Origin of the sequence: Inhella crocodyli, assembly GCF_004004565.1 — a bacterium.
GTDB classification, from domain to species: domain Bacteria; phylum Pseudomonadota; class Gammaproteobacteria; order Burkholderiales; family Burkholderiaceae_C; genus Inhella; species Inhella crocodyli.
The window spans coordinates 341,456-360,709 of the sequence record NZ_SACM01000001.1 but is presented as its reverse complement, the minus strand read 5'-3'; the positions used below and the strand labels follow the sequence as shown (position 1 = coordinate 360,709).

Here is a 19,254-nt window from a genome sequence, read left to right as displayed (position 1 = left end):
ACCGGAACGCCGGTCAAGTCCCATGCCTTTGAATCCCCTCACCGAAGTGCTTCGCCTTTTGGACGACACCTTGAGCTTGGGCGGTCGCGCCCTGAAGTTCCAGCGTGACACCCCATTGCTGGGCGCTCTTCCCGAACTCGACTCCATGGCCGTGGTCTCGCTGATGACGGCCTTGGAAGAGCAGTTGGGCATCTCGATCGACGACGACGAGGTTGATGGTGACGTTTTCGCCACCGTAGGGTCGCTGGCCGATTTCGTTGGCAGCAAGTTGGCCTGAGCGTCGACGATTTCTGCATTGACGCTGCCATGTCGCGCACGATGAAGCCGATCACCGCACTGATTCAGATCTCGGCTGCCTGCCTTCTTGCATCTGGCGCGGCCAACGCGCAGTACGGGGCGTCGGCTTGCGGGGGCTTGGCCAACGCGTACGGTCCGTACGACTACCGCGTCGAACGAACGGGCAAGTTGCCCATCGTCGATGGCGCGCACTTCACGCCCCAGGTGGAATTCCTGATCAAGGGCGACCGAGGGCCCCTGGGCGCCGACTTGGACTACACCCTGAGGGCATCGCCCAACCATCACCGTGCGCTGGCTTCGGTGGCCAATTGGGGCGTTCGCACCAAAGGCGCACAACCTCCGACCCTGCCGCGCCCGGTGGAGTGCTATTTCGATCGCGCCTTCCGCTTCCAGCCCGACGACACGGTGCCGCGCTTGCTGTTCGCCAACTACCTGAACCGCCTGCAGCGATTTGCCGAGGCCAAGACCAGCTTGCAAGTCCTCTCGAACCGCGACGACCTTCAGGGCATCACGCATTTCAATATCGGGATGCTGTTGCTGGACGCCGGGGCCCCCGAGGAGGCGTTGCGTCATGCCCATTTGGCGCTGAGCAAAGGATGGCCCCGGTCCGAGTTGGCCGACCGCCTCAGAGCCCAGGGCAAATGGCAAGAGCCCGAGGCGGCGACCGAGCCTGCCACCGGCGCGTCGAGCCCCTGATGGGCATGCACACCGACATCAGCACCGCCACGCCGACCCGACCGCCCCACGGCGGCGTTAGCGAACGTGCGTCTCACATTGGTGCTGCGGAGCGCTCGTTGCTGGCCTCCCAATCCACGCCGTCGTGGTTGCGCGCTGCACAGGCGCGTTCCGGGCGGTGAGTTCCTCGCCCGCACGCTCGACCGCGTGGCGCCTGCTGCCCCTTGACGGCGGATGGCGATCGCATGCCGCTCGCTGGGACGCGCTCAACCAACGCCTGTTGGGCGGCCATCCGCTGTTGACGTCGATCGTGGTCGGCGAGCTCTTGGCCCACTATGGCACTGGGCGGGAACTGCTGGCCGATTTGCCCGGGGACGACGGGCAAAGCCTGGCCATGTGCATCTTGGTGCCCAGCAGCCCATGGCGCTGGAGCAGCTTTCTCCCAGCGCAGACCCAGTTGGCCCTTCAACTGATGGCCGACGTGGAACAGGCTCGCGGCCTTTTTCGCGCGCTGCCCTGGCACGTTTTGCAACTCGACCTGCTGTGCCAAGACCCTCAGTTGATGCGTCTAGCGCCCGAGCCCGAGCCCCTGAGTCACGTCATGTTGCACGCCCGCACCGTGCATGTGGACCTGTTGGCAGGTTGGGACGCCTATTGGCACTCGCGCTCTGCCAATCTGCGGGCCAACATGCGTCGCTACCAAAATCGACTAACAGGCGATGGCAAATCGATGCATTTCGAGTGCCATGTCACAGCTGATGACGTAGCTGCCGCCGTTCACCGCTATGCCGATCTGGAAACCCGCGGGTGGAAAGCCCAAGAAGGCACAGCGCTGAAGTCTTCGGCCGCCCAGTTCGACCACTATTTGAAGGTGATGCGCCAAAGTGCCGAAGCGGGCTCGGCGCGGGTGTACGAGCTGTACATCGACGGCGCCTTGGCTGCTTCCCGGCTGACGCTGGTGTCGGGGACGACGCTGGTTATCCTCAAAACCACGTACGACGAAAACTTGGCGAATTACGCCCCGGGCCGACAGCACCTGCTGCAGTTGCTTCAGCACGAGTTCGCGGCCGGCGCCTTGACTCGAATCGAGTTCTACACCAACGCGAACGCCGACACGCTGGCGTGGGCCACCGATTCCCGCTGGATTCGGCACGTGACCCTGGAGCGCTCGGCGCCGACCAGCTTGCTCGTTTCCTCGATGCGCTTCGTTCGGCGGGCGCTCAAAGCCGATCCAGCAACGGCCGAAGGCTGGTTGCTGCAACACGCGCCGAACGTGGAACAGTTGCCGGAGCCAGCCCGGCAACTGCTTGAACGGGTCGCCAAGTCCTTCTCAGCTTTGCCGAAAGGCGGCAGTGTGCGGCGCTACTACTGGGTGTCGAAAGGTGCCGAAGTCAAGGCCGTTCTGCCGGTCGAGGTGGACCGCCGCTGGGGCGGCGAGGTCTTGCGGTCGGTGACGCAGTCCCTGGACACGGCACTGCCCGTCCTGGCCGCGACCGATCCGGCGGACCCAACGCCCATTCGGCAGCTGTTGACGCAACTGCTGGGTGGCCGCTCGCGCGTGGCCTGCATTGAACTGTCGCCCTGGAACCCAGGCCATGCCGAGACCTTGGCCTGGTCCAGCGCCGCGTCCGAGTTGGGCCTGCCCGTGCTGTGGCAAGCCCAGGGCCCAGCGCCTGCGCCCCTCAGCGAAGCTTTGGTCCTCCCGCAGCCACTCATCGAGCAGGTTGAGTGCCGTGGCCAAACGGCGATCGAAGGGATGCCAACGCCCGCCCCAGCAAGCCGTCGCTGGCGCCTGACCATCCACAACCCGTCGACGTGGCTTGGCGCCGCGGCCTTGGTGCGCGCTGCCTTCGCCTGGCGCAGGCGCAACGATCCGACAAGGCCTGTCCCCTGCAACCCGGAGTCTTCGAGTTGAGAAAGTTGCTCATGATCGCCTACCACTTCCCCCCGTTGGCGGGAAGCAGTGGGATCCAGCGCACCCTGCGCTTCGTCCAGCAGTTGCCCCAGCAGGGCTGGCAACCCGTGGTGCTGAGCGCCCACCCACGGGCCTACGAGCGCACCGATTCGGCGCTGCTTGCCGACGTGCCGGTGAGCGTGCCCGTGGTGCGTGCACAGGCCTTCGACGCCGCGCGACACTTCGCGCTGTGGGGGCGCTACCCGGGCGCCTTGGCCCGGCCCGACCGCTGGATGAGCTGGCGCTTCGACGCCGTGCGGCAGGGTTTGGCCTTGATCAAGGCCCATCGCCCAGCGGCCATTTGGTCGACTTACCCCATCGCCACCGCGCACGCGATCGCGGCCGAGCTGGCCCAGCGGTCCGGTTTGCCATGGATCGCCGACTTCCGCGACCCCATGGCGCAAGAGGGCTATCCGGCCGACCCGGCTCAATGGCGCAGCTTTGACGCCATCGAATCCAGGGCCTTCGCACTTGCCCAGCACTGTGTACTCACGACGCCCGGCGCGGAGCGCCTCTACCGTGAGCGCTACCCGAGCGCGGCGGCCAAGATCTGCCGCATCGAAAACGGCTATGACGAAGACACATTCGCCAAGGCTGAGTCTCGTCTGAAGCAGCAGGAGGCGAAACCCAACGCCACCCCGGTGCTGCTCCACAGCGGCATCGTGTACCCCGACGAGCGCAACCCGACCCAGCTGTTCGAAGCGCTGGGCCGGCTGCGCGCGCTTGGCGCGATCACCCCGGGTGACTTCAAGATCCGATTCCGCGCCGCCGTGCACGACGCATTGCTGCGCCGCTTAGCTGCCGAACACAAGGTGGAGGACTTTGTCGAGATCGCCCCGCCCATTCCCTACGCCGACGCGCTGAGCGAAATGCTGCAGGTGGCCGCCTTGGTCATCATGCAAAGCAGCAACTGCAACGACCAGGTGCCAGCCAAGGTGTACGAGTACCTGCGTGCCCGTCGGCCCGTCCTGGCCCTGACCGACCCGCAGGGCGACACGGCGGCGGTGGCGCGGGCCAGTGGCATCGAGGCCATCGTGCCCTTGAACGACACCGAGGCCCTGTGTCAGCAGTTGCCGGTGTTCCTGCGCCGCCTGCGCGACGAACCGGCTGCTCTGGTGGCCAGCGAAGCCGCCGTGAGCAGCGCCTCGCGCACGTCGCGCACGCGGGACTTGGCCGCCCTTTTGGACACGATCGCCTGATGTCGGTCCGCCGCGCGCTGGTGCTCTCGTTCTTGGATCGCTACGCGGGCCTGATCCTGTCCGTGGTGGCGTCCATGGCCGTGGCGCGCTTGCTCACGCCCACGGAAATCGGCGTCTTCTCGGTGGTCATGGCCACCCTGGCCCTGGCCAGCACCTTGCGCGACTTGGGCGCCGGCCAGTACCTGTTGCAGGAATCTGCGCTGACAACGGCCAAGATCCAGTCGGTGTGGGCCGTGCAAATGGGGATCGGGGCACTGCTGGCCGTCGTGTGCCTGCTGGCCAGCCAGCCCCTGGCCTGGTTCTACGGCGACGAACGCATGTTCGGCATCATGGGTCTGCTGGCGTTGAACTACTTGATCAACCCCTTCGGCTCCATCACCTACGCCTGGCTGATGCGCGAGATGCGCTTCGACGCCTTGGCTTGGGGCCGCTTCTTGTCGGGCCTGGCCGGGGCCGTGGTCAGCGTCGGGCTCGCATGGTGGGGCCATGGGCCGATCAGCCTGGCCTGGGGCAGCTTGGCCACCACGGTCACGAACGCGGCCGTGCTCAGCTGCTACCGGCCGGCGAACTTCCCATGGCGGCCCGGCCTGCAGCACCTTCGGGACGTACTGCGCTTTGGGTCGCGCCTGACCGGTGCCTCGGTCATCCAAACCATCACCAGCGGGGCGCCTGAATTCATGTTGGGCAAGCTGCACAACCTGGCAGAGGCCGGCTATTTTTCCCGGGCCAACGGCCTGGTGGCGATGTTCCGCAGCCTGGTGTCCGACGCCGTGAACGCCGTGACCTTGCCGCTGTTCGCCAAGACCGCGCGCGAAGACGGCGACTTGGGCGCGACCTTTGCTCAGGTCCTGGCCTACATGAGTGTCGTGGGCTGGGCCTTCAGCGGCGTGGTTTTCGTGCTGGCCGAACCCCTGGTGCGCCTGCTTTACGGCGCGCAGTGGGACGCCGCCGTGCCCATCGTGCGCTGGCTGGCCCTGGCGCTGGTCTTTCAAGTGCCCTTGGGCACCTGCAGCAACCTTTTGGTGAGCAAAGGCGCGTCGGGCCAGTTGCTCAGCGCCACGGCCCGCAGCTGCCTGGTCACTTTGCTGGCCATCGTGGTCGCCGCCCCCGCGGGCATGGACATGGTCGCGCTGGCGATGATCCCGGCCAGCGCCGTTGGCCTGATGCTGTGGCTGGCCGCGGTGCGCACGCAGGTCGCGGTGCCGTGGTTGGCGCTGGCAAGAAGCTCGCTTCACAGCGGCACCGTGGCGCTGCTGACCACGACCGCGGCCTGGGGGGCGGCGCAATGGACGGCCCAGCACCAGACCGGTCGCTTGGTGGCCGTACTGGCGGCCTTGGCCTTGTCTTCCTTGGCCTTCTTGGCCACGATCCTGCTCACCCGACACCCCTTGGCCGCCGAGGTGGCGCGGCTGGCGCCCTGGCGCCGCACGCGCCCTGCTCCTTGACCCCGCGCGAGCCCCAGCGCCGCGCGCCAGGCTTGCCCACCCACTTTGAACCGCATGGCTCCGATGACCTCACACGCTGATTGGCTCCTCCTGGGCACCCCCACGCTGCCGGCCGGACCGCAGGCCTTGAACGACGGCGACGCGGCCGCGCCCTGGCTGCGCGCCATGGCGTCGGGGCCGGCAGGCTGGCGGACGTGGGTCGCTGGCCTGCGCGGCGGCTTCGCCGTGGGCCTGCGGGATGGCGCCGGGCGGGTCGGCCTGGCGGTGGACCGCTTCGCCACCCACAGCCTTTGCTACCGCTTGCACGACGGCCAACTGCAGTTCGCCGAACGCGCCGACGCCTTCGGCGTCGGCGAGCTGGACCCGCAGGCCCTGTTCGATTACCTGTACTACCACGTCATCCCGTCGCCGCGCACGGCGGTCCGCGGCGTGCACCGGCTGCCGCCCGGGCACGTGCTGTGGTTCGAGCACGGGCAGGTCCGCATCGAGCCCTACTGGGTGCCTCGTTTCGAGCCCGCGGCCCGGCCGCGGTTCGACGACCTGAAGCAAGAGTTCCGCGCGCTGCTGAAGCAGGCGGTGCAGCGGCAGTTGGGCAGCGGCCCGGCGGCCTGCTTCTTGAGCGGCGGCACCGACAGCTCGACCGTGGCCGGCATGATTCGCGAGGCCACGGGGCAAGGCCCGGCGTCGTACTCGATCGGCTTCGACGCCCAGGGCTACGACGAAATGGCGTACGCCCGCATCGCCGCCAAGGCCTACGGTTGCAAGCACCACGAGTACTACGTGACGCCGGACGACCTCGTCGCGGCCATCCCCTCGGCCGCGCGCTTCCACGACCAGCCCTTCGGCAACTCGTCCGCCCTGCCCGCCTACTACTGCGCCCTCAAGGCACGAGAAGACGGCGTGACCAAGTTGCTGGCCGGCGACGGCGGCGACGAACTCTTCGGCGGCAACGCGCGCTACGCCAAGCAACGGGTGTTCGGGTGGTACGACGCCGTCCCCGGCCCCCTGCAGCGTGGCCTGCTCGAGCCCCTGTTCTTCAACGACACGGCGCGGCGTCTGCCCCTTCTGAAGAAGGCCCACAGCTACATCGAACAAGCCCGCGAGCCCATGCCCGAGCGCATGGAGATGTACAACCTGCTGCTGCGCCTGGGACTGGGCAACGTGTTAACGCCGGCGTTCCTGGCCGCCGTCGACGCCGAAGGACCGCGCCGCGAGCAGCGCCAGACCTGGGACCAAACCCGCGCGGATGGCGAGCTGAACCAGACCCTGGCCTTCGACTGGCGCTACACCCTGGCCGAGAACGACTTGCCCAAGGTGCGGCACAGCACCCAGATGGCCGGCGTCGAGGTGGGCTTCCCGCTGCTGGACGAAGACCTGCTGGATTTCTCGCTGCGCTTGCCCAACGACTACAAGCTTCGGGGCCTGAAGCTGCGCTGGTTCTTCAAGGAGGCGCTGCGCGGCTTCCTGCCCGACGAGATCATCACCAAGCAGAAGCACGGCTTTGGCCTGCCCTTCGGCGTGTGGGCCACCCAGCACCCAGCCCTGCGCGCCCTGGCCAGCGACTCGCTGCGTTCGCTGGCGACGCGGGGGCTGGTGCGCACCGACTTCATCGACACCTTGCTCCAGGTGCACCTGCCGGCCTACCCGGGCTACTACGGCGAGATGGTGTGGATCTTGATGATGTTGGAGCAGTGGCTTCAGGCCCACGCCCCGAACTGGCGTTTGTGAGCAACGACCTCAGCCGGCCCGCTGGCCCCGCCAGCGTGCGGCTTGGAGCAGGCGCAACGCGTAGCGGGTGCGGCTGGCGTCCCAAGGTGTGAAACGCGGCAACTGCAAGGGATCACTGTGGCGGTCGCCGCAGCCCATGGAGGTGGAAACGGCAGCAGTAAAGCCAGCCTCGCGCACCATGGCCACGTGCCGGGCGTCGTAGTCGACGTCGGGCACGCCGTTGGGGTACGCGAACAGGGTCACCGGCGCCTGGATCAAGGCCTCCAGCGCCGCCTTGCCGCTGCAGATCTCCTCCCGCGCCTCGGTGTCGCCGATGCGACGCAGGATCGGGTGATGAACCGTGTGGCCGCCGATTTGCATGCCAGCACGGTGCAAGGCCACGACTTGCGCGTCGTCCATCATCAGACGGTCGCTGGCGCGAACTTGGCTGGCGCCCAAGACCGCAGCGACGAACGCAGCGCGCTCGGTGGCCGGCAGGTACTTGGCCGCCGTCAACACCTGGCTCAGGGCGCGACGCCGGGCCGGCCAGTCGCCCAAGTCCAACGCGCCCAAGGATTCCGCTGCCGTGCCGGCCAAGTCAAGACGCGACAGCTTCGTGCCGCGCAAGGCTTCGATGGCGTCGTCGTTCCACATGCGGCCGCCGTTCAGGAAGCCCGTGGCCACGAAGAAGGTGGCAGTCAGTCCGTGGCGCTGGAGGATGGGCAGTGCCACGTCGTGGTTGTCGCGGTAACCGTCGTCGAAGGTGATGGCAGCGGCCCGCGCGGGCAAGCGCCCTTCCTGGAGTCGCTCCGCGGCCTCGTCCAAAGGCAGCACATGGAACCAATGCCGCAACCACGTGCATAAACGATCGAAGCGGGTCGCGTCGGGTTCGCTGGGGAACAGCGGGTCGGGCCGGGCGTGAACGCGGTGGAAGATAAAGACTTGTAGGTGCGCAGCAGCGCCACCGGGTTTGGCCAGCGCCATCGCCGCACGAATCATCATGCTGCCGCCCCCTTCGGATTCTTGACCCAACCCAACGCCGACTGCCAAGCCGGCACTTTCACTGGGTCTGGCCACTGCGAACGCCGCGACGCCCATTGATGAGCCACCACGGCCAGGGCCATGAGGTAGTACGGGAAATCGAAGTACACCAAGCTGAGGAACGCCCCACCCACCAGAAATGCGATGTACGACACCTGAAGCATGCCGCCAAAGTCTTTCAGCCAAGCCAGGTCGGGATCCTTGCTGCCCAGCTTGATCAAGCGCCCGGCGGTGCGCCACGTTGACACCCACAGGGCCAAGAAGATCAACAGCCCCACGTACCCGTGGTTGCCGAGCACCTGGAAGTAAATGCTGTGTGCGGCGTGCACCATGTCAGGGTACGGCGAGTAGCGGGCAAACAACTCAGGCCGCGCGGCGTTGAACCCCACACCAAAGGGGTAGTCCTTGGCCAAGTTCCAAGCGTTCCACCACGCGCTGATGCGCCCCATGGCCGACCGATCCTCTTGGTACTGGTTGATCGTCGACATCCGGTCGGTCCAGGACTCGGGCATGAAGATGACCAAGCCCACACCCAGCACCAGCAGCACCAAGCCGAGTTGCAGTTTGCGCTGACCACGCCACCACAGCCACAAGGTCATCGCCCCGATGGCCAGCAAGGCGCCTCGCGATTGGCTGCCCAGTGCCGACAAGGCGCACAACACCATCACCGCGGTCATCGCATGGCGCTGCCAAGCACCGGTCATCTGCATCTGCAAGAAGCGCAAGATCGGGATGGTCATGACCAAGGCCAGGGCAAATTCGTTGTTGTCCCCGATGAAGGTGCCTGGCGGCCCCCAAACGCGCCCGCCACCTCCGGTCATCAGCGTGTGGATGCCGCCTTTGATGCCGAGGAGCGCCAACGAACCGGCCAGAACCGCTGTGGCGGCCATGATCTGGTAGCGGGTGTGCAGCAGCAACAGCGCCATGAACACCATCACATTGACCTTGATGACTTTGAGCCATTGGGCGGTATCGCCACTCGGATCCAAGCCAAGGGCCCACGACAGGGTCTCCCAAACGGTGAGCAACAGGAACCAAACGGCCGGTGCGCCGCGCAAGGGCTGAGAAATCCGATCCTTGCCCACCAACAACCCAATGAACACCGCGATGGCCGTCACTTGGGCCAAAGGCGCCGTGAAGGCGAACCCGTAGGCGTAGCGGTGCGGGTTCATCATGGACAACCAGATCCAGACCAACAGCCCGATCCAGGGGCGACGGATGGCGTGGAGGCAGCCCCAAGCGACGATGGCAACGATGACGAGGTCACGCATGGGGACGGCCCTCAACGCGCATGGCTGACGATGTAGCGGAACTTGCCCGACTTTTCGGGCGGGATGCGATCCAGGAGGTTCACACGGATGGCGACCCCTTCGCCCAAGCGGGCCCGCAGGCCGCGCGCGATGGTGTCGGGGTGCGTGGCCAGCCAGCCCTCGCCGGGCACCACCATGACCTCGGTGTCCGTCAGGCTGTGCTGGACGATTTTGAAGGCCCCGACGCCGGGAAGGTCGCGCAGAACATAGATCAAGGCCAGCCCGTGCATCACCGTGCCATCCTGGGCGACAACGAAGTCGGTGCTGCGGCCCTGCACCTCGTCCAGGACCGGCAGGCCTCGACCGCAGGCGCAAACCTTGCCCGACTGCACCCCCATGTCGCCCGTGCGGTAGCGGATGAAGGGGAAGTCCGGCGTGGCCAAGTGGGTGACGACGATCTCGCCGACTTGCCCCGGCGCCACGGGTTCGCCTTGCTCGTCGAGCAATTCCACGATCACGTCTTCAGCCGTCACGTGCAAGCTGCCTTGGGGGCATTCGTGGGCGATGAAGCCGGCGTCGCGGCCACCGTAGCCGTTGGCCACGGGGCAGCCAAAGACCTGGCTGATGCGGACCCGCTGGTCGTCGTACAGGCGCTCGGAGGTGACGAAGGCCACCCGAATGCCCAAGTCGTTCATCGCCACGCCGCGCCGCTGGGCGTGCTGGGCCATCAGGCTCAAGGCCGAGGGGTAGCCGAACAGCATGCGGGGGCGCACGCGGCGGATTTCGGCCAGGAAGTCATCCAGCCGCGCCTCGCTCATCTCGAAAGCCGGCAGGAGGCGCGTGCGCATCACGGCGTCGCGAAACGCTTTCACGCGATCCTGGCTGCCGACTTCGATCGGCGAGCCCCAGACCACGATCTCCGGGTCGCCGATGTCCACGCCCCACCAGCGCGTGGCGCGCCACTTGGCCGCCACATCGTGGCTCACGCGCTCCTTGCCGATGAAGAAAATCAGTGGTTCGCCCGAACTCCCACCCGTGTTGAACCGCGCCAGGCCTTGCGCCTGCTCGCTCTTGAGCCGGTCGCCCGCGGCGCGAATGTCGGCCTTGGTCGTGCGCGGCAGGCGACGCAGGTCCGCCAAGCTATGCACCCGGGCAGGGTCGAAGCCCAGTTCGGCGAACAGGCTGCGGTAGTGCGGCACGTGCTGGCCACACAAGGTGAGCAAGCGGCGCAGTCGCGCCACTTGCAAGTGCTCCAACTCGGCCGCGCCGAGCCACTGGGTGCGCTCCAGATCGCGGCGCACCGCCACGGTGCTGTGCTGCTTCAGCCGCTCTTGCAGCGGGAAGACGACCCCGGCGACCCACTTCGTGTACAGACCCATCTCAGCTCCGATGCGTGCGTGCGGCACCGTACACCGCCGCCCAACGCGGCGCCACCCGCGCCCAGGTGTACTGCTGCACCTCGCGGCAGCCTCGCTCGCGCAAGCCCTCGGCCAAGGCAGGCTCCAGCGCCACGCGGGCCAGGGCTTGGGCCATCGCCTCGGGGGCGGCGGGCGGCACCAGCAGGGCCGTGACGCCGTCTTCGACGATGAAGGGCACCCCGCCCACGTTCGTGCTGACCACCGGCACCCCGCTGGCCAAGGCCTCCAACAGGGAGTTCGGCATGTTGTCCACGAGGCTGGTGTTCAGCAGCGCATGGGCACTGCGGTACAGCGTCGCCATGGCCTCGCGCTCCAGCCGGCCGGCGAAATGCACGGCGTCTTGCAGCCCCAGGTCCTGGGCCAAGGCTTGCAGGGCCTCGCGCTCGGGGCCGGTGCCGGCCACGGTCATGCGCGCATCGGGCACCTGCTGGCGAAGGCGTGCCAGGGCACGCAGGGCGCTGGCGTTGTCGTAGATCGGCTCGAGGTTGCGCGCCACAACCACGTGGAACGGCCCGGTCGGCGGCTCGGCGGCGGGCTGGAAGCGCACGGTGTCGACGATGTTGGGCACCACCTCGGCCGCAAAGCCAAAGCGGTCGAACACCGCCAGCAAGAAGCCCGAGGGCACCACCAGGTGCGCGCAGCGGCGCAGGCTGGGTCGCACCCAGCGCGCCGAGCGGCTCAAGAAGGCCTCGGCCTCGCCGCCACGGTAGTTGACGACGACCGGGCGGCCGCGCAGGTGCGCCACCCAAATGGCCGGTGCCGCGAACAGGTGCCAGCTCCAGCCGGAGTTGGCCATGACGTGCACCACGTCCACCCGGGCGCATTGGCGCCACAAGGCCACGAGGTAAGCCACCAAGCGGGCCACCGCCCGAAGGCCTCGCCAGGACGCGATCCAGGAGGGCCGGTAGGGCGCGTTGGTGGCCAGGGGCAGCACCTCGACGCCCTCCCCGCGCAGCAGCTCGCCGAGCTGGCGCGTCTGGTTGGCCATGCCCCCCGCCGGCGGGGGCACGGGTCCCACCAGCAGCAGGCGCAGTCCCGCCAGCTCGCGCAGCGCAAGCCCGTTCACGCGCTCCCTCGGCCCAGCACTTTGGCGTACGCCGCCGGGTAGTGGGACACCGAGACCGTCCAATTGCGCTCGGTTTCGACGAACCGCCGGCCGGCCGCACGGACCGCGGGCCAAGTCTGAGGGGCCGCGAGCAGGTCCAAGGCGGCCTGGGCCAGGGCCGGGGCCGAGCCGGCGCGGAACAGCTTGCCCGTGTCACCGTCGCGAATCAACTCGCGGTGGCCGCCCACGTCCGAGGCCAGGAGCAGGCGCCCTTGGGCCATCGCCTCCAGCGGCTTGAGCGGCGTCACCAACTCGGTGAGTCGCATGGAGTGCCGGGGGTAAACCAAGAGGTCGACCAGGTCGTAGTACCGCTGCACCTCGGCGTGCGGCACCCGGCCGGTGAAGACGACGCGATCGCTGAGGCCCAACTGGGCCACCTGCGCCTTCAGGGCGGCATCCTGCGGGCCGCCGCCCACCAGCAGCACCCGGACGTCGGGCTTGGCGGCCAGCACGGCCGGCAAGGCCTCGACCAGCAGGTCCAGGCCTTCGTAGGCGTAGAAACTGCCGATGAAACCCAACACCGTGCAGCCGCTCAGGCCCAACTGGGCCTTCAAGGCTTCATCGGGTTCGCCACTGGGCGTGAAGGCCTCGATGTCCACGGCATTGGGGATGACGGTCACCCCGTCGGCCGGCAGGCCGCGGGCCACGATGTCGTGGCGCAGGCCCTCGCAGATGGTGAACACGTGGGCCGCTCGCTTCAGCGCCCGGGTTTCCATGGCCCGGGTCAGGCGGTAGCGCACGCTGCCCTCGTGGGTGCTGCCGTGGTCCACCGCGGCGTCTTCCCAAAAAGCGCGCACCTCGTAGACCACCGGGATCCGCAAACGCTCCCCCACCTTCAAGGCCGGCAAGGCGTTGAGCACGGGCGAATGGGCATGGATGACATCGGGCCGAAGCTGCGACGCCACCGCCTCCAGCCGGCGCTCCACCGACTTCATCAGTTGGGCCTCGCGCAGCACCGGCAAGCTGGACGTCGGCAATTCGGGGGTGCGGTAGAAGTGCCAACCGTCCACGGTGTCTTCCAAGGCGCCGTCGGCCTTGTCGCCCAGGCCCGCGCTGTGCTTGGGGCTGCTGAGGTGGAAGGTCTCCCACCCCAAGGCCCGCTGACCGCGGAGCAAGGCCAGGCTGCGAAAGGTGTAACCGCTGTGCAGGGGGATGGTGTGGTCGAAAACGTGCAGGACCTTCATGCCACCGCTCCTTCGCGCTGGGGCACGGGCAAGCCGATCGACTCGGGCGCATCCACGACCTGTCGCAAGAATCCTTCGAACATCATCAGGGTCCAAATGGGGGCGCTGTAGTCGCGCTGTCCGCTCTGGTGGGCCTCCACCAGGTGCTGCAGGTAGTCGCGCTGGAACCAACCGGTGGCCGCCAGGCGATCGCCCAACAGGCTGTCGCGCACCCGCTGCTTCAAGGGGCCGCGGAACCACCGCGCCAGCGGCACGGCGAATCCCATCTTGGGCCGGTACAGCACGTCGTGCGGCAGCAAGGGCTCCATGGCCTTCTTGAAGAGGAACTTGCCCTCCTGACCTTGGATCTTCAGGTGCGACGGCAAGGTGGCCAGCCACTCGATCAGCGGATGGTCCATCAGCGGCTCGCGCACCTCCAGCGAATGCGCCATCGCCGCGCGGTCGACCTTGGTGTTGATGTCACCGACCAAGTAGGTCTTGTAGTCCAGGTACTGGATCAGGGCCAGCGGGTCGTCGGTGCCCGCCTTGGCGCCGTGGTGCTCGAACACCTCGAAGGCGTTGTAGCCCCCCAGCTCCCGTTTGAACCGGTCGGAGAACAAAGCGTCCCGCATCGGGCCGCGCAAGATCGACACGGAATGGAAGTAGGCCTGCACCGAGCTGCGGGCCAGGCCCTCGAAGGTGGTCTTGGCGCGCAGGAAACGCGGGGCCCAGTCCATCTTGGGATAGACCGCGCCCAAGGTGCCGAACAAGGGCTTGCGCAGCCCGTACGGCAAGGCCGAGCGCAAACGCTCTTCCATGAGGTGCATGCGGTAGCGGCGGTAGCCCCCGAAGGTCTCGTCGCCGCCATCGCCCGACAAGGCCACGGTGACTTGGCGGCGGGCCAACTGACTGACCCGGTAGGTCGGGATGGCCGAACTGTCGGCGAAAGGCTCGTCGTACAAGCGCGCCAGGGTGTCGATGAGGTCGAAGTCGTCGCTGGCCACCGTCTGCACGTGGTGCGCCGTGCGGTAGCGGTCGGCCACCATCTGTGCGAACTCGATCTCGTTGAACTTCGGGTCGTCGAAGCCCATGGAGCAGGTGATGACCGGGTCGGACTGCACCTGGGCCATCGTGGCCACCACCGCACTGCTGTCCACCCCACCACTGAGGAAGGCGCCCAGGGGCACTTCGGAAATCATGCGCAGCTTGACCGACTCGGTCAGGCGCTCGCGCAACTCGGCCTCGGCATCGGCCTGACTGATGCGACTGTCCAACGTGAACTTCACGTCCCAATACGGCCGGGGCTGCGGCTCGCTGGCGGCGCCGCGTTGCCACAACACGCAGTGCCCGGGGGCCAACTTCTTCGCGCCCTTGAACACGGTGCGGGGCTCGGCCGCGTAGCCGAGCGCGAAGTACTCCTCGACCGCGCAGGGGTCGAGCTCGCGCGACAGGCCTCCGTGGGCCAGCAGGCTCTTCAGCTCCGAGCCGAACAACAGCCAGCCGTCCGGCAACAGCGCGTAGTGCATGGGTTTCACGCCCATGCGGTCGCGGGCCATGAACAGGCACTGGCGACGGCTGTCGTAGATGGCGAACGCGAACATGCCTCGCAGGTGCTGCACGCAGTCCTCGCCCCAATGCTGCCAAGCGTGAACGATGGTTTCGGAGTCGCTCTTGGTGCGAAACGCGTAGCCGGCCGCCTGCAACTCGGCCATCAGGGCCTGGTAGTTGTAGATCTCGCCGTTGAACACCAAGGCCACGGTGCGGTCGCCGTTGAAGATCGGCTGCTGCCCCGTGGCCACGTCGATGATGGACAAGCGGCGGTGCCCGAAACCCACGCCCGGTTGCAGGTGCAAGTCGCCTTCGTCGGGGCCCCGGTGGTGCTGGGACTCGTTCATGCGGTGCAGGCGCTCGCGCTCCGGAGAGCGCTGCTCGCGGGTGTCAAACAAGCCAGTGATGCCGCACATGGGTGAGTCTCAATGAAGGGGAGCCGGGCGCAACAGGCCCCGGTACAGGGAATCGTAGGCGCTGACCATGGCGTCCAGGCTGAACTGCGACAGCGCGCGCGCGCGGCCCGCCGCCCCCAGGGCGCGAGCCGCGGAACGATCGGCCGCCACCTCCACCAGAGCGCGGGCCAATTCGTTCGGCTGCGCGGCCGGAACGAGCTTGCCGGTCCGTCCTTCGTCGACCAACTCGGCGTTGCCGCCGACTTGCGTGGCGACCACGGGCAGGCCGCTGGCCATGGCCTCCAACACGGTGTTGGAGATACCTTCGGCCCACGAGGGCAGCACAAAGGCGTCGAAGCCGCGCATCAACGCCGGGATGTCGCGACGGTCGCCGGGCAACCAAGCGCGGTCGGCCAGGCCAGCCGCCGTCAAACGTTGGGCGCATGCCGCGCGCAGTGGGCCGTCGCCCACCAGCACCAGGCGCCAGTGCGCCCGCTGCACGGGCTCGGCCTGCACCGCCTGCACGAAGGCCTCCACCAAGTCGGTCTGCGCCTTGACGGTGGCCATGCGGCCGACCGTGCCGAACACGAAGCAGGCCGGGTCGTTGAAGGGTGACTCTGGCAAGGGAAGGCGTTCGCCCGCGGGCTGGAAGCGGTCGGTGTCGACGCCGTTGCAAATGCGGGTGATGCGCGAGTGGGGCACGCCCACGCGCTCGTGCAGGTAGCCCTCCAACTCGCCCGACAGGGCCACGTAATGCTGCACGAAGGGCCGAAAGGCGCGCCGCATCCAGCGGTGTTTGCGCGAGCGACCGTCCAGGTCGTCGGCATCGCGGCCGTGCTCGCCGTGAACGCGCGCACCGATGCCGCTCCACCAAGTGGGCAACTGCATCTCGAGCGCCGCCAGGTTGCGCGTGTGCACCACGTCCGGACGCAATTCTCGGAGGGCGCGGGCGAACGCCGGCGCCACTTTCATCCCCTGCCCTGCCGGCTTGTGCAGCGACACAAACCGTGTGCCCGGCCGCTGCACACGCTGGGTGAACCCTTCGGCGCACTCGGTCAATGCCAACACCGCGTGGCGGTAGCCATCCAGGCGATTGATCAGGTTGACCACACCGTTCTCAAGGCCCCCGGTGTCGAACCGGTAGACCACGTGCAGCACCAGCGGCGAGGCCGCAGACACGGCCACGTCCGCCGCGTTCAGAGGCGCCAGACCCGGGCGCCCGTCGCCTGCAGGGCTGCAGCGTCGAAGGCGGCCTTCACGTCGATGAAGACGCCCTCAGGCAGGAGCTTGCTGGTCAACTCGCCCACGCCCATGGCCATGAATTCGCGGTGCGAGACGGCCGCCACGATGGCATCGGCCTTGGGCAGGTCGACCCAGGGGGTCAGGCGCACACCGTATTCGTGCATGGCCTCTTCGGCCTCGGCCTGCGGGTCGCTGACGAAGACGTCCACGCCGTAGCTTTCCAGTTCGCGAATGATGTCGATGACCTTGGAGTTGCGCAGGTCGCCGCAGTTCTCCTTGAAGGTCAGGCCCAGCACGTTGACGCGCGCGCCCTTGACATGGCTGCCGGCGGCGATCATTTGCTTGATGGTCTGCTCGGCGATGAACTTGGCCATGCCGTCGTTGATGCGGCGGCCGGCCAAGATCACTTGCGGGTGGTAGCCCAGCATCTCGGCCTTGTGCGTCAGGTAGTACGGGTCCACACCGATGCAGTGGCCACCGACCAGGCCCGGCTTGAACTTCAGGAAGTTCCACTTCGTGCCGGCGGCTTCCAGCACCTCGCTGGTGTCGATGCCGATCTTGTCGAAGATGATGGCCAGTTCGTTCATCAGGGCGATGTTGAGGTCGCGCTGGGTGTTCTCGATCACCTTGGCGGCCTCCGCCGCCTTGATGCTGCTGGCGCGGTGCACACCGGGCTCCACGATGCGCTCGTACAGCTTGGCCACGGCGTCCAGGGTCTCGGGCGTGTCGCCGCTGACGATCTTGAGGATCTTGGTCAGCGTGTGCTCTTTGTCACCCGGGTTGATGCGCTCGGGGCTGTAGCCGACGAAGAAGTCTTGCTTCCACTTGAGGCCCGACTCGCGCTCCAACACGGGGATGCAGACCTCTTCGGTGGCGCCGGGGTACACGGTGCTTTCGTAGACCACGATCGCGCCCTTCTTCATGTGGCGCCCAGCGCTGGTGCTGGAGCCGATCAAGGGCTTGAAGTCGGGAATATGGGCCTCGTCCACGGGGGTCGGCACGGCGACGATGATGATGTCGGCCTCGCCGAGCATCTTGGGGTCGGACGTGTACACCGCATGCTTGGCCAGCGCCATCTGCTCGTCGCTGAGTTCGCGCGACGGGTCGGTGCCCTTCAGGCAAGCGTCCACCTTGTGCTGCGCGATGTCGAATCCGATGGTGCGCATTTGCTTGCCAAATTCCACCACCAGGGGCAGGCCCACATAGCCCAAACCGATCACCGCCAAGGTCGTCATCTCGATTGCTCCGTCTTCGTCGCTGGAATGGAGGGGCGCGCCCTCAAGGGGCGGCATTGTGCCCAGCAGCAGGGGTTGACCCCAATGCCGCGAGGCGTTCATTCAGGGGGGCGCGCAAGCGGGCCCATTCGCCGGCCAACGCAGCTTGCGCCTGCGGGCCTTCGCGCACGGCCAAGACCACCATGGCCGCGGCATCGCCACGTCCGCGGGCGAGTTGCCACAGGCCCCGCCACTTGGCCTCGATCTCGCTGTCGCCGAACCAGCCATCCACCCAGTAGAAGCGGCGTGCGCGCCATTCCCCATCGGCCATGGGCAGGCGCGAGCGCAACCGCAACTCTTCTTGCGACACCGCCTCTACCGTGAGCCGCTCGTGACTCAGGATTTGCCAGTTCTTGTCTTGGTTGGCCACCACCACGCTGGTGCTGGCCACGGCGCGGGACCCAGCCCGCTGGCGAGCGACATAGCCCACGTAGCCGTGAACAACGGGCCCCGCCTCGCTCGCGCGGGCCCAGCGCAGGTCGGCGTCGGCGCCCAGCACCGCGCCCAGCCCGGGCGAGTCCAGCCCAACGCCAGGCTCGGTGGCCCACGGAGCGCTCAGCGCCGGGACCGCGTCGGGTACCGCCGCCGACATACGCAAGCCCTGGGCCCACCATGCCAAGGCGGTCATCAGCACCAGGGCGCCAGCCGCAAGCGCCCAATGCCCCGGCCGCGGTGCCACCTGCACCTGGGCAAAAGGATGGTCATCGTCCGCGGGCAAGGGGTCGGCGAAGCGAGAACCCACCCAGAACATCAGCATCATGATCAGACCGAAGAACACCCACCCGTACACCAGGTGATCGGCCCCGGTGGCCAACTCGTTGCCCGACAGGTGCCCCAGCATCACGATCAGGTAGGCGCGAACCCAGTTGGCCACCAGCGGCATGACGGTGGCAAAGGCCACAAAGGCCAAGCGCTTGGGCCAGCGGTTGAAGTTCAGGTAAGCGAACAGGCTTCCCACCATCACCGAGGCCATCAGGTAGCGCACGCCGGAACACGCCTCCACCACCGACCAGTGGCCCGAGGGGATCACGAACTGCAGGCCTTCGCGGTAGACCGGCACGCCGGTCAAGCGCAGGGCGGCCACGGTGAAGTCCGCCGTGGCGCCCATCATGGCCGGCAGCAGGAACTCGCCAAACGGGGGCGCGAACAGCAGGAAGAGCAGCGGAAACGCCATACGGCGAGTCACAGCGTTGCCCAACACCAGCCACACGCTGCCCTGCAGCAGGAACACCAGGCCAAAGTGTTGGGCCGCGTTCACTTGCGCCAACTCACCCAGCGTGACCAACAGCAGCCCCAACCCGAAAGGCAAAGCCCCCCAAATGCTGGGCATGGGGGTCAAGGCAGCCAGTTCTTGCCGTCGACGCCAAACCAGCCACAGGGCGATCGGTGGCACCAACAAGGCGTGGGCAAACGTGTCGCTGCGCCACCAAATCGTGACCATTCCCAGCCCGGCCTCCCGGTGCACCCAGGCCATCCAGGCCAGGGCGACCCCCAAGATCAACAGGCTTCGCGTCCAGGCGCTGCGGGTTTCGCTCATGCTC

At 67.5% G+C, this 19,254-nt stretch carries 15 protein-coding genes; 6 read left to right on the top strand and 9 right to left on the bottom strand.

The genetic code is table 11. The annotated features are described in order from the left end of the window. The first annotated feature begins 22 nt into the window (after positions 1 to 22). From EOD73_RS01625 to EOD73_RS01600, 6 genes are all read left to right on the top strand, one after another. The gene (locus EOD73_RS01625; RefSeq protein ID WP_205702395.1) at positions 23 to 277 is read left to right on the top strand and encodes an acyl carrier protein; all 255 of its coding nucleotides are present in this window, start codon (positions 23 to 25) and stop codon (positions 275 to 277) included. Between the two features lie 41 nt (positions 278 to 318). Beyond that, entirely contained in the window at positions 319 to 993 is a 675-nt protein-coding gene (locus EOD73_RS01620) for a hypothetical protein (protein WP_127680242.1), read from the top strand. 451 nt (positions 994 to 1,444) lie between these two features. Continuing rightward, the gene (locus EOD73_RS01615; protein ID WP_164845917.1) at positions 1,445 to 2,887 is read left to right on the top strand and encodes a GNAT family N-acetyltransferase; all 1,443 of its coding nucleotides are present in this window, start codon (positions 1,445 to 1,447) and stop codon (positions 2,885 to 2,887) included. After that, on the top strand, positions 2,884 to 4,125 hold the full coding sequence (locus EOD73_RS01610) for a glycosyltransferase (protein WP_240660552.1): 1,242 nt from the start codon (positions 2,884 to 2,886) through the stop codon (positions 4,123 to 4,125). Before EOD73_RS01615 ends, EOD73_RS01610 begins: the two co-directional genes overlap by 4 nt. Beyond that, entirely contained in the window at positions 4,125 to 5,570 is a 1,446-nt protein-coding gene (locus tag EOD73_RS01605) for a lipopolysaccharide biosynthesis protein (RefSeq protein WP_127680238.1), read from the top strand. The genes EOD73_RS01610 and EOD73_RS01605 overlap by 1 nt, the downstream gene beginning before the upstream one ends. Before the next feature lie 63 nt (positions 5,571 to 5,633). Further along, positions 5,634 to 7,298, top strand: coding sequence for an asparagine synthetase B family protein (locus EOD73_RS01600; RefSeq protein WP_127680236.1), 1,665 nt, complete (start codon positions 5,634 to 5,636; stop codon positions 7,296 to 7,298). A gap of 9 nt (positions 7,299 to 7,307) precedes the next feature. On the opposite strand, the gene EOD73_RS01595 is transcribed toward EOD73_RS01600, so the two are convergent. From EOD73_RS01595 to xrtA, 9 genes are read right to left on the bottom strand one after another with little or no spacing between them, the layout of a single operon-like run. Further along, positions 7,308 to 8,279: a polysaccharide deacetylase family protein gene (locus tag EOD73_RS01595; RefSeq protein ID WP_240660551.1), complete on the bottom strand. Its 972-nt coding sequence runs from the start codon at positions 8,277 to 8,279 to the stop codon at positions 7,308 to 7,310. Beyond that, positions 8,276 to 9,589: a putative O-glycosylation ligase, exosortase A system-associated gene (locus EOD73_RS01590; RefSeq protein ID WP_127680234.1), complete on the bottom strand. Its 1,314-nt coding sequence runs from the start codon at positions 9,587 to 9,589 to the stop codon at positions 8,276 to 8,278. The genes EOD73_RS01595 and EOD73_RS01590 overlap by 4 nt, the downstream gene beginning before the upstream one ends. Positions 9,590 to 9,600: 11 nt before the next feature. Continuing rightward, entirely contained in the window at positions 9,601 to 10,947 is a 1,347-nt protein-coding gene (locus EOD73_RS01585) for a phenylacetate--CoA ligase family protein (protein WP_127680232.1), read from the bottom strand. Between the two features lies 1 nt (position 10,948). Beyond that, positions 10,949 to 12,052, bottom strand: a complete 1,104-nt coding sequence (locus tag EOD73_RS01580; protein WP_240660550.1) for a glycosyltransferase family 4 protein — start codon at positions 12,050 to 12,052, stop codon at positions 10,949 to 10,951. Then, the gene (locus tag EOD73_RS01575) at positions 12,049 to 13,275 is read right to left on the bottom strand and encodes a TIGR04063 family PEP-CTERM/XrtA system glycosyltransferase (protein WP_127680230.1); all 1,227 of its coding nucleotides are present in this window, start codon (positions 13,273 to 13,275) and stop codon (positions 12,049 to 12,051) included. The genes EOD73_RS01580 and EOD73_RS01575 overlap by 4 nt, the downstream gene beginning before the upstream one ends. After that, positions 13,272 to 15,218 (bottom strand): XrtA/PEP-CTERM system amidotransferase, encoded by a 1,947-nt coding sequence (locus EOD73_RS01570; RefSeq protein ID WP_127680228.1) that lies wholly within the window; start codon positions 15,216 to 15,218, stop codon positions 13,272 to 13,274. The genes EOD73_RS01575 and EOD73_RS01570 overlap by 4 nt, the downstream gene beginning before the upstream one ends. Positions 15,219 to 15,227: 9 nt before the next feature. After that, complete coding sequence (locus tag EOD73_RS01565) at positions 15,228 to 16,382, bottom strand: TIGR03088 family PEP-CTERM/XrtA system glycosyltransferase (RefSeq protein WP_127680226.1); 1,155 nt, start codon at positions 16,380 to 16,382, stop codon at positions 15,228 to 15,230. An 11-nt stretch (positions 16,383 to 16,393) separates the two neighbouring features. After that, on the bottom strand, positions 16,394 to 17,674 hold the full coding sequence (locus tag EOD73_RS01560) for a nucleotide sugar dehydrogenase (protein ID WP_127680224.1): 1,281 nt from the start codon (positions 17,672 to 17,674) through the stop codon (positions 16,394 to 16,396). A 43-nt stretch (positions 17,675 to 17,717) separates the two neighbouring features. Then, positions 17,718 to 19,250 carry an exosortase A gene (gene xrtA, locus EOD73_RS01555; RefSeq protein ID WP_164845916.1) on the bottom strand — a complete coding sequence of 511 codons (1,533 nt, stop codon included), beginning with the start codon at positions 19,248 to 19,250 and terminating at the stop codon, positions 17,718 to 17,720. Positions 19,251 to 19,254 lie beyond the last annotated feature (4 nt).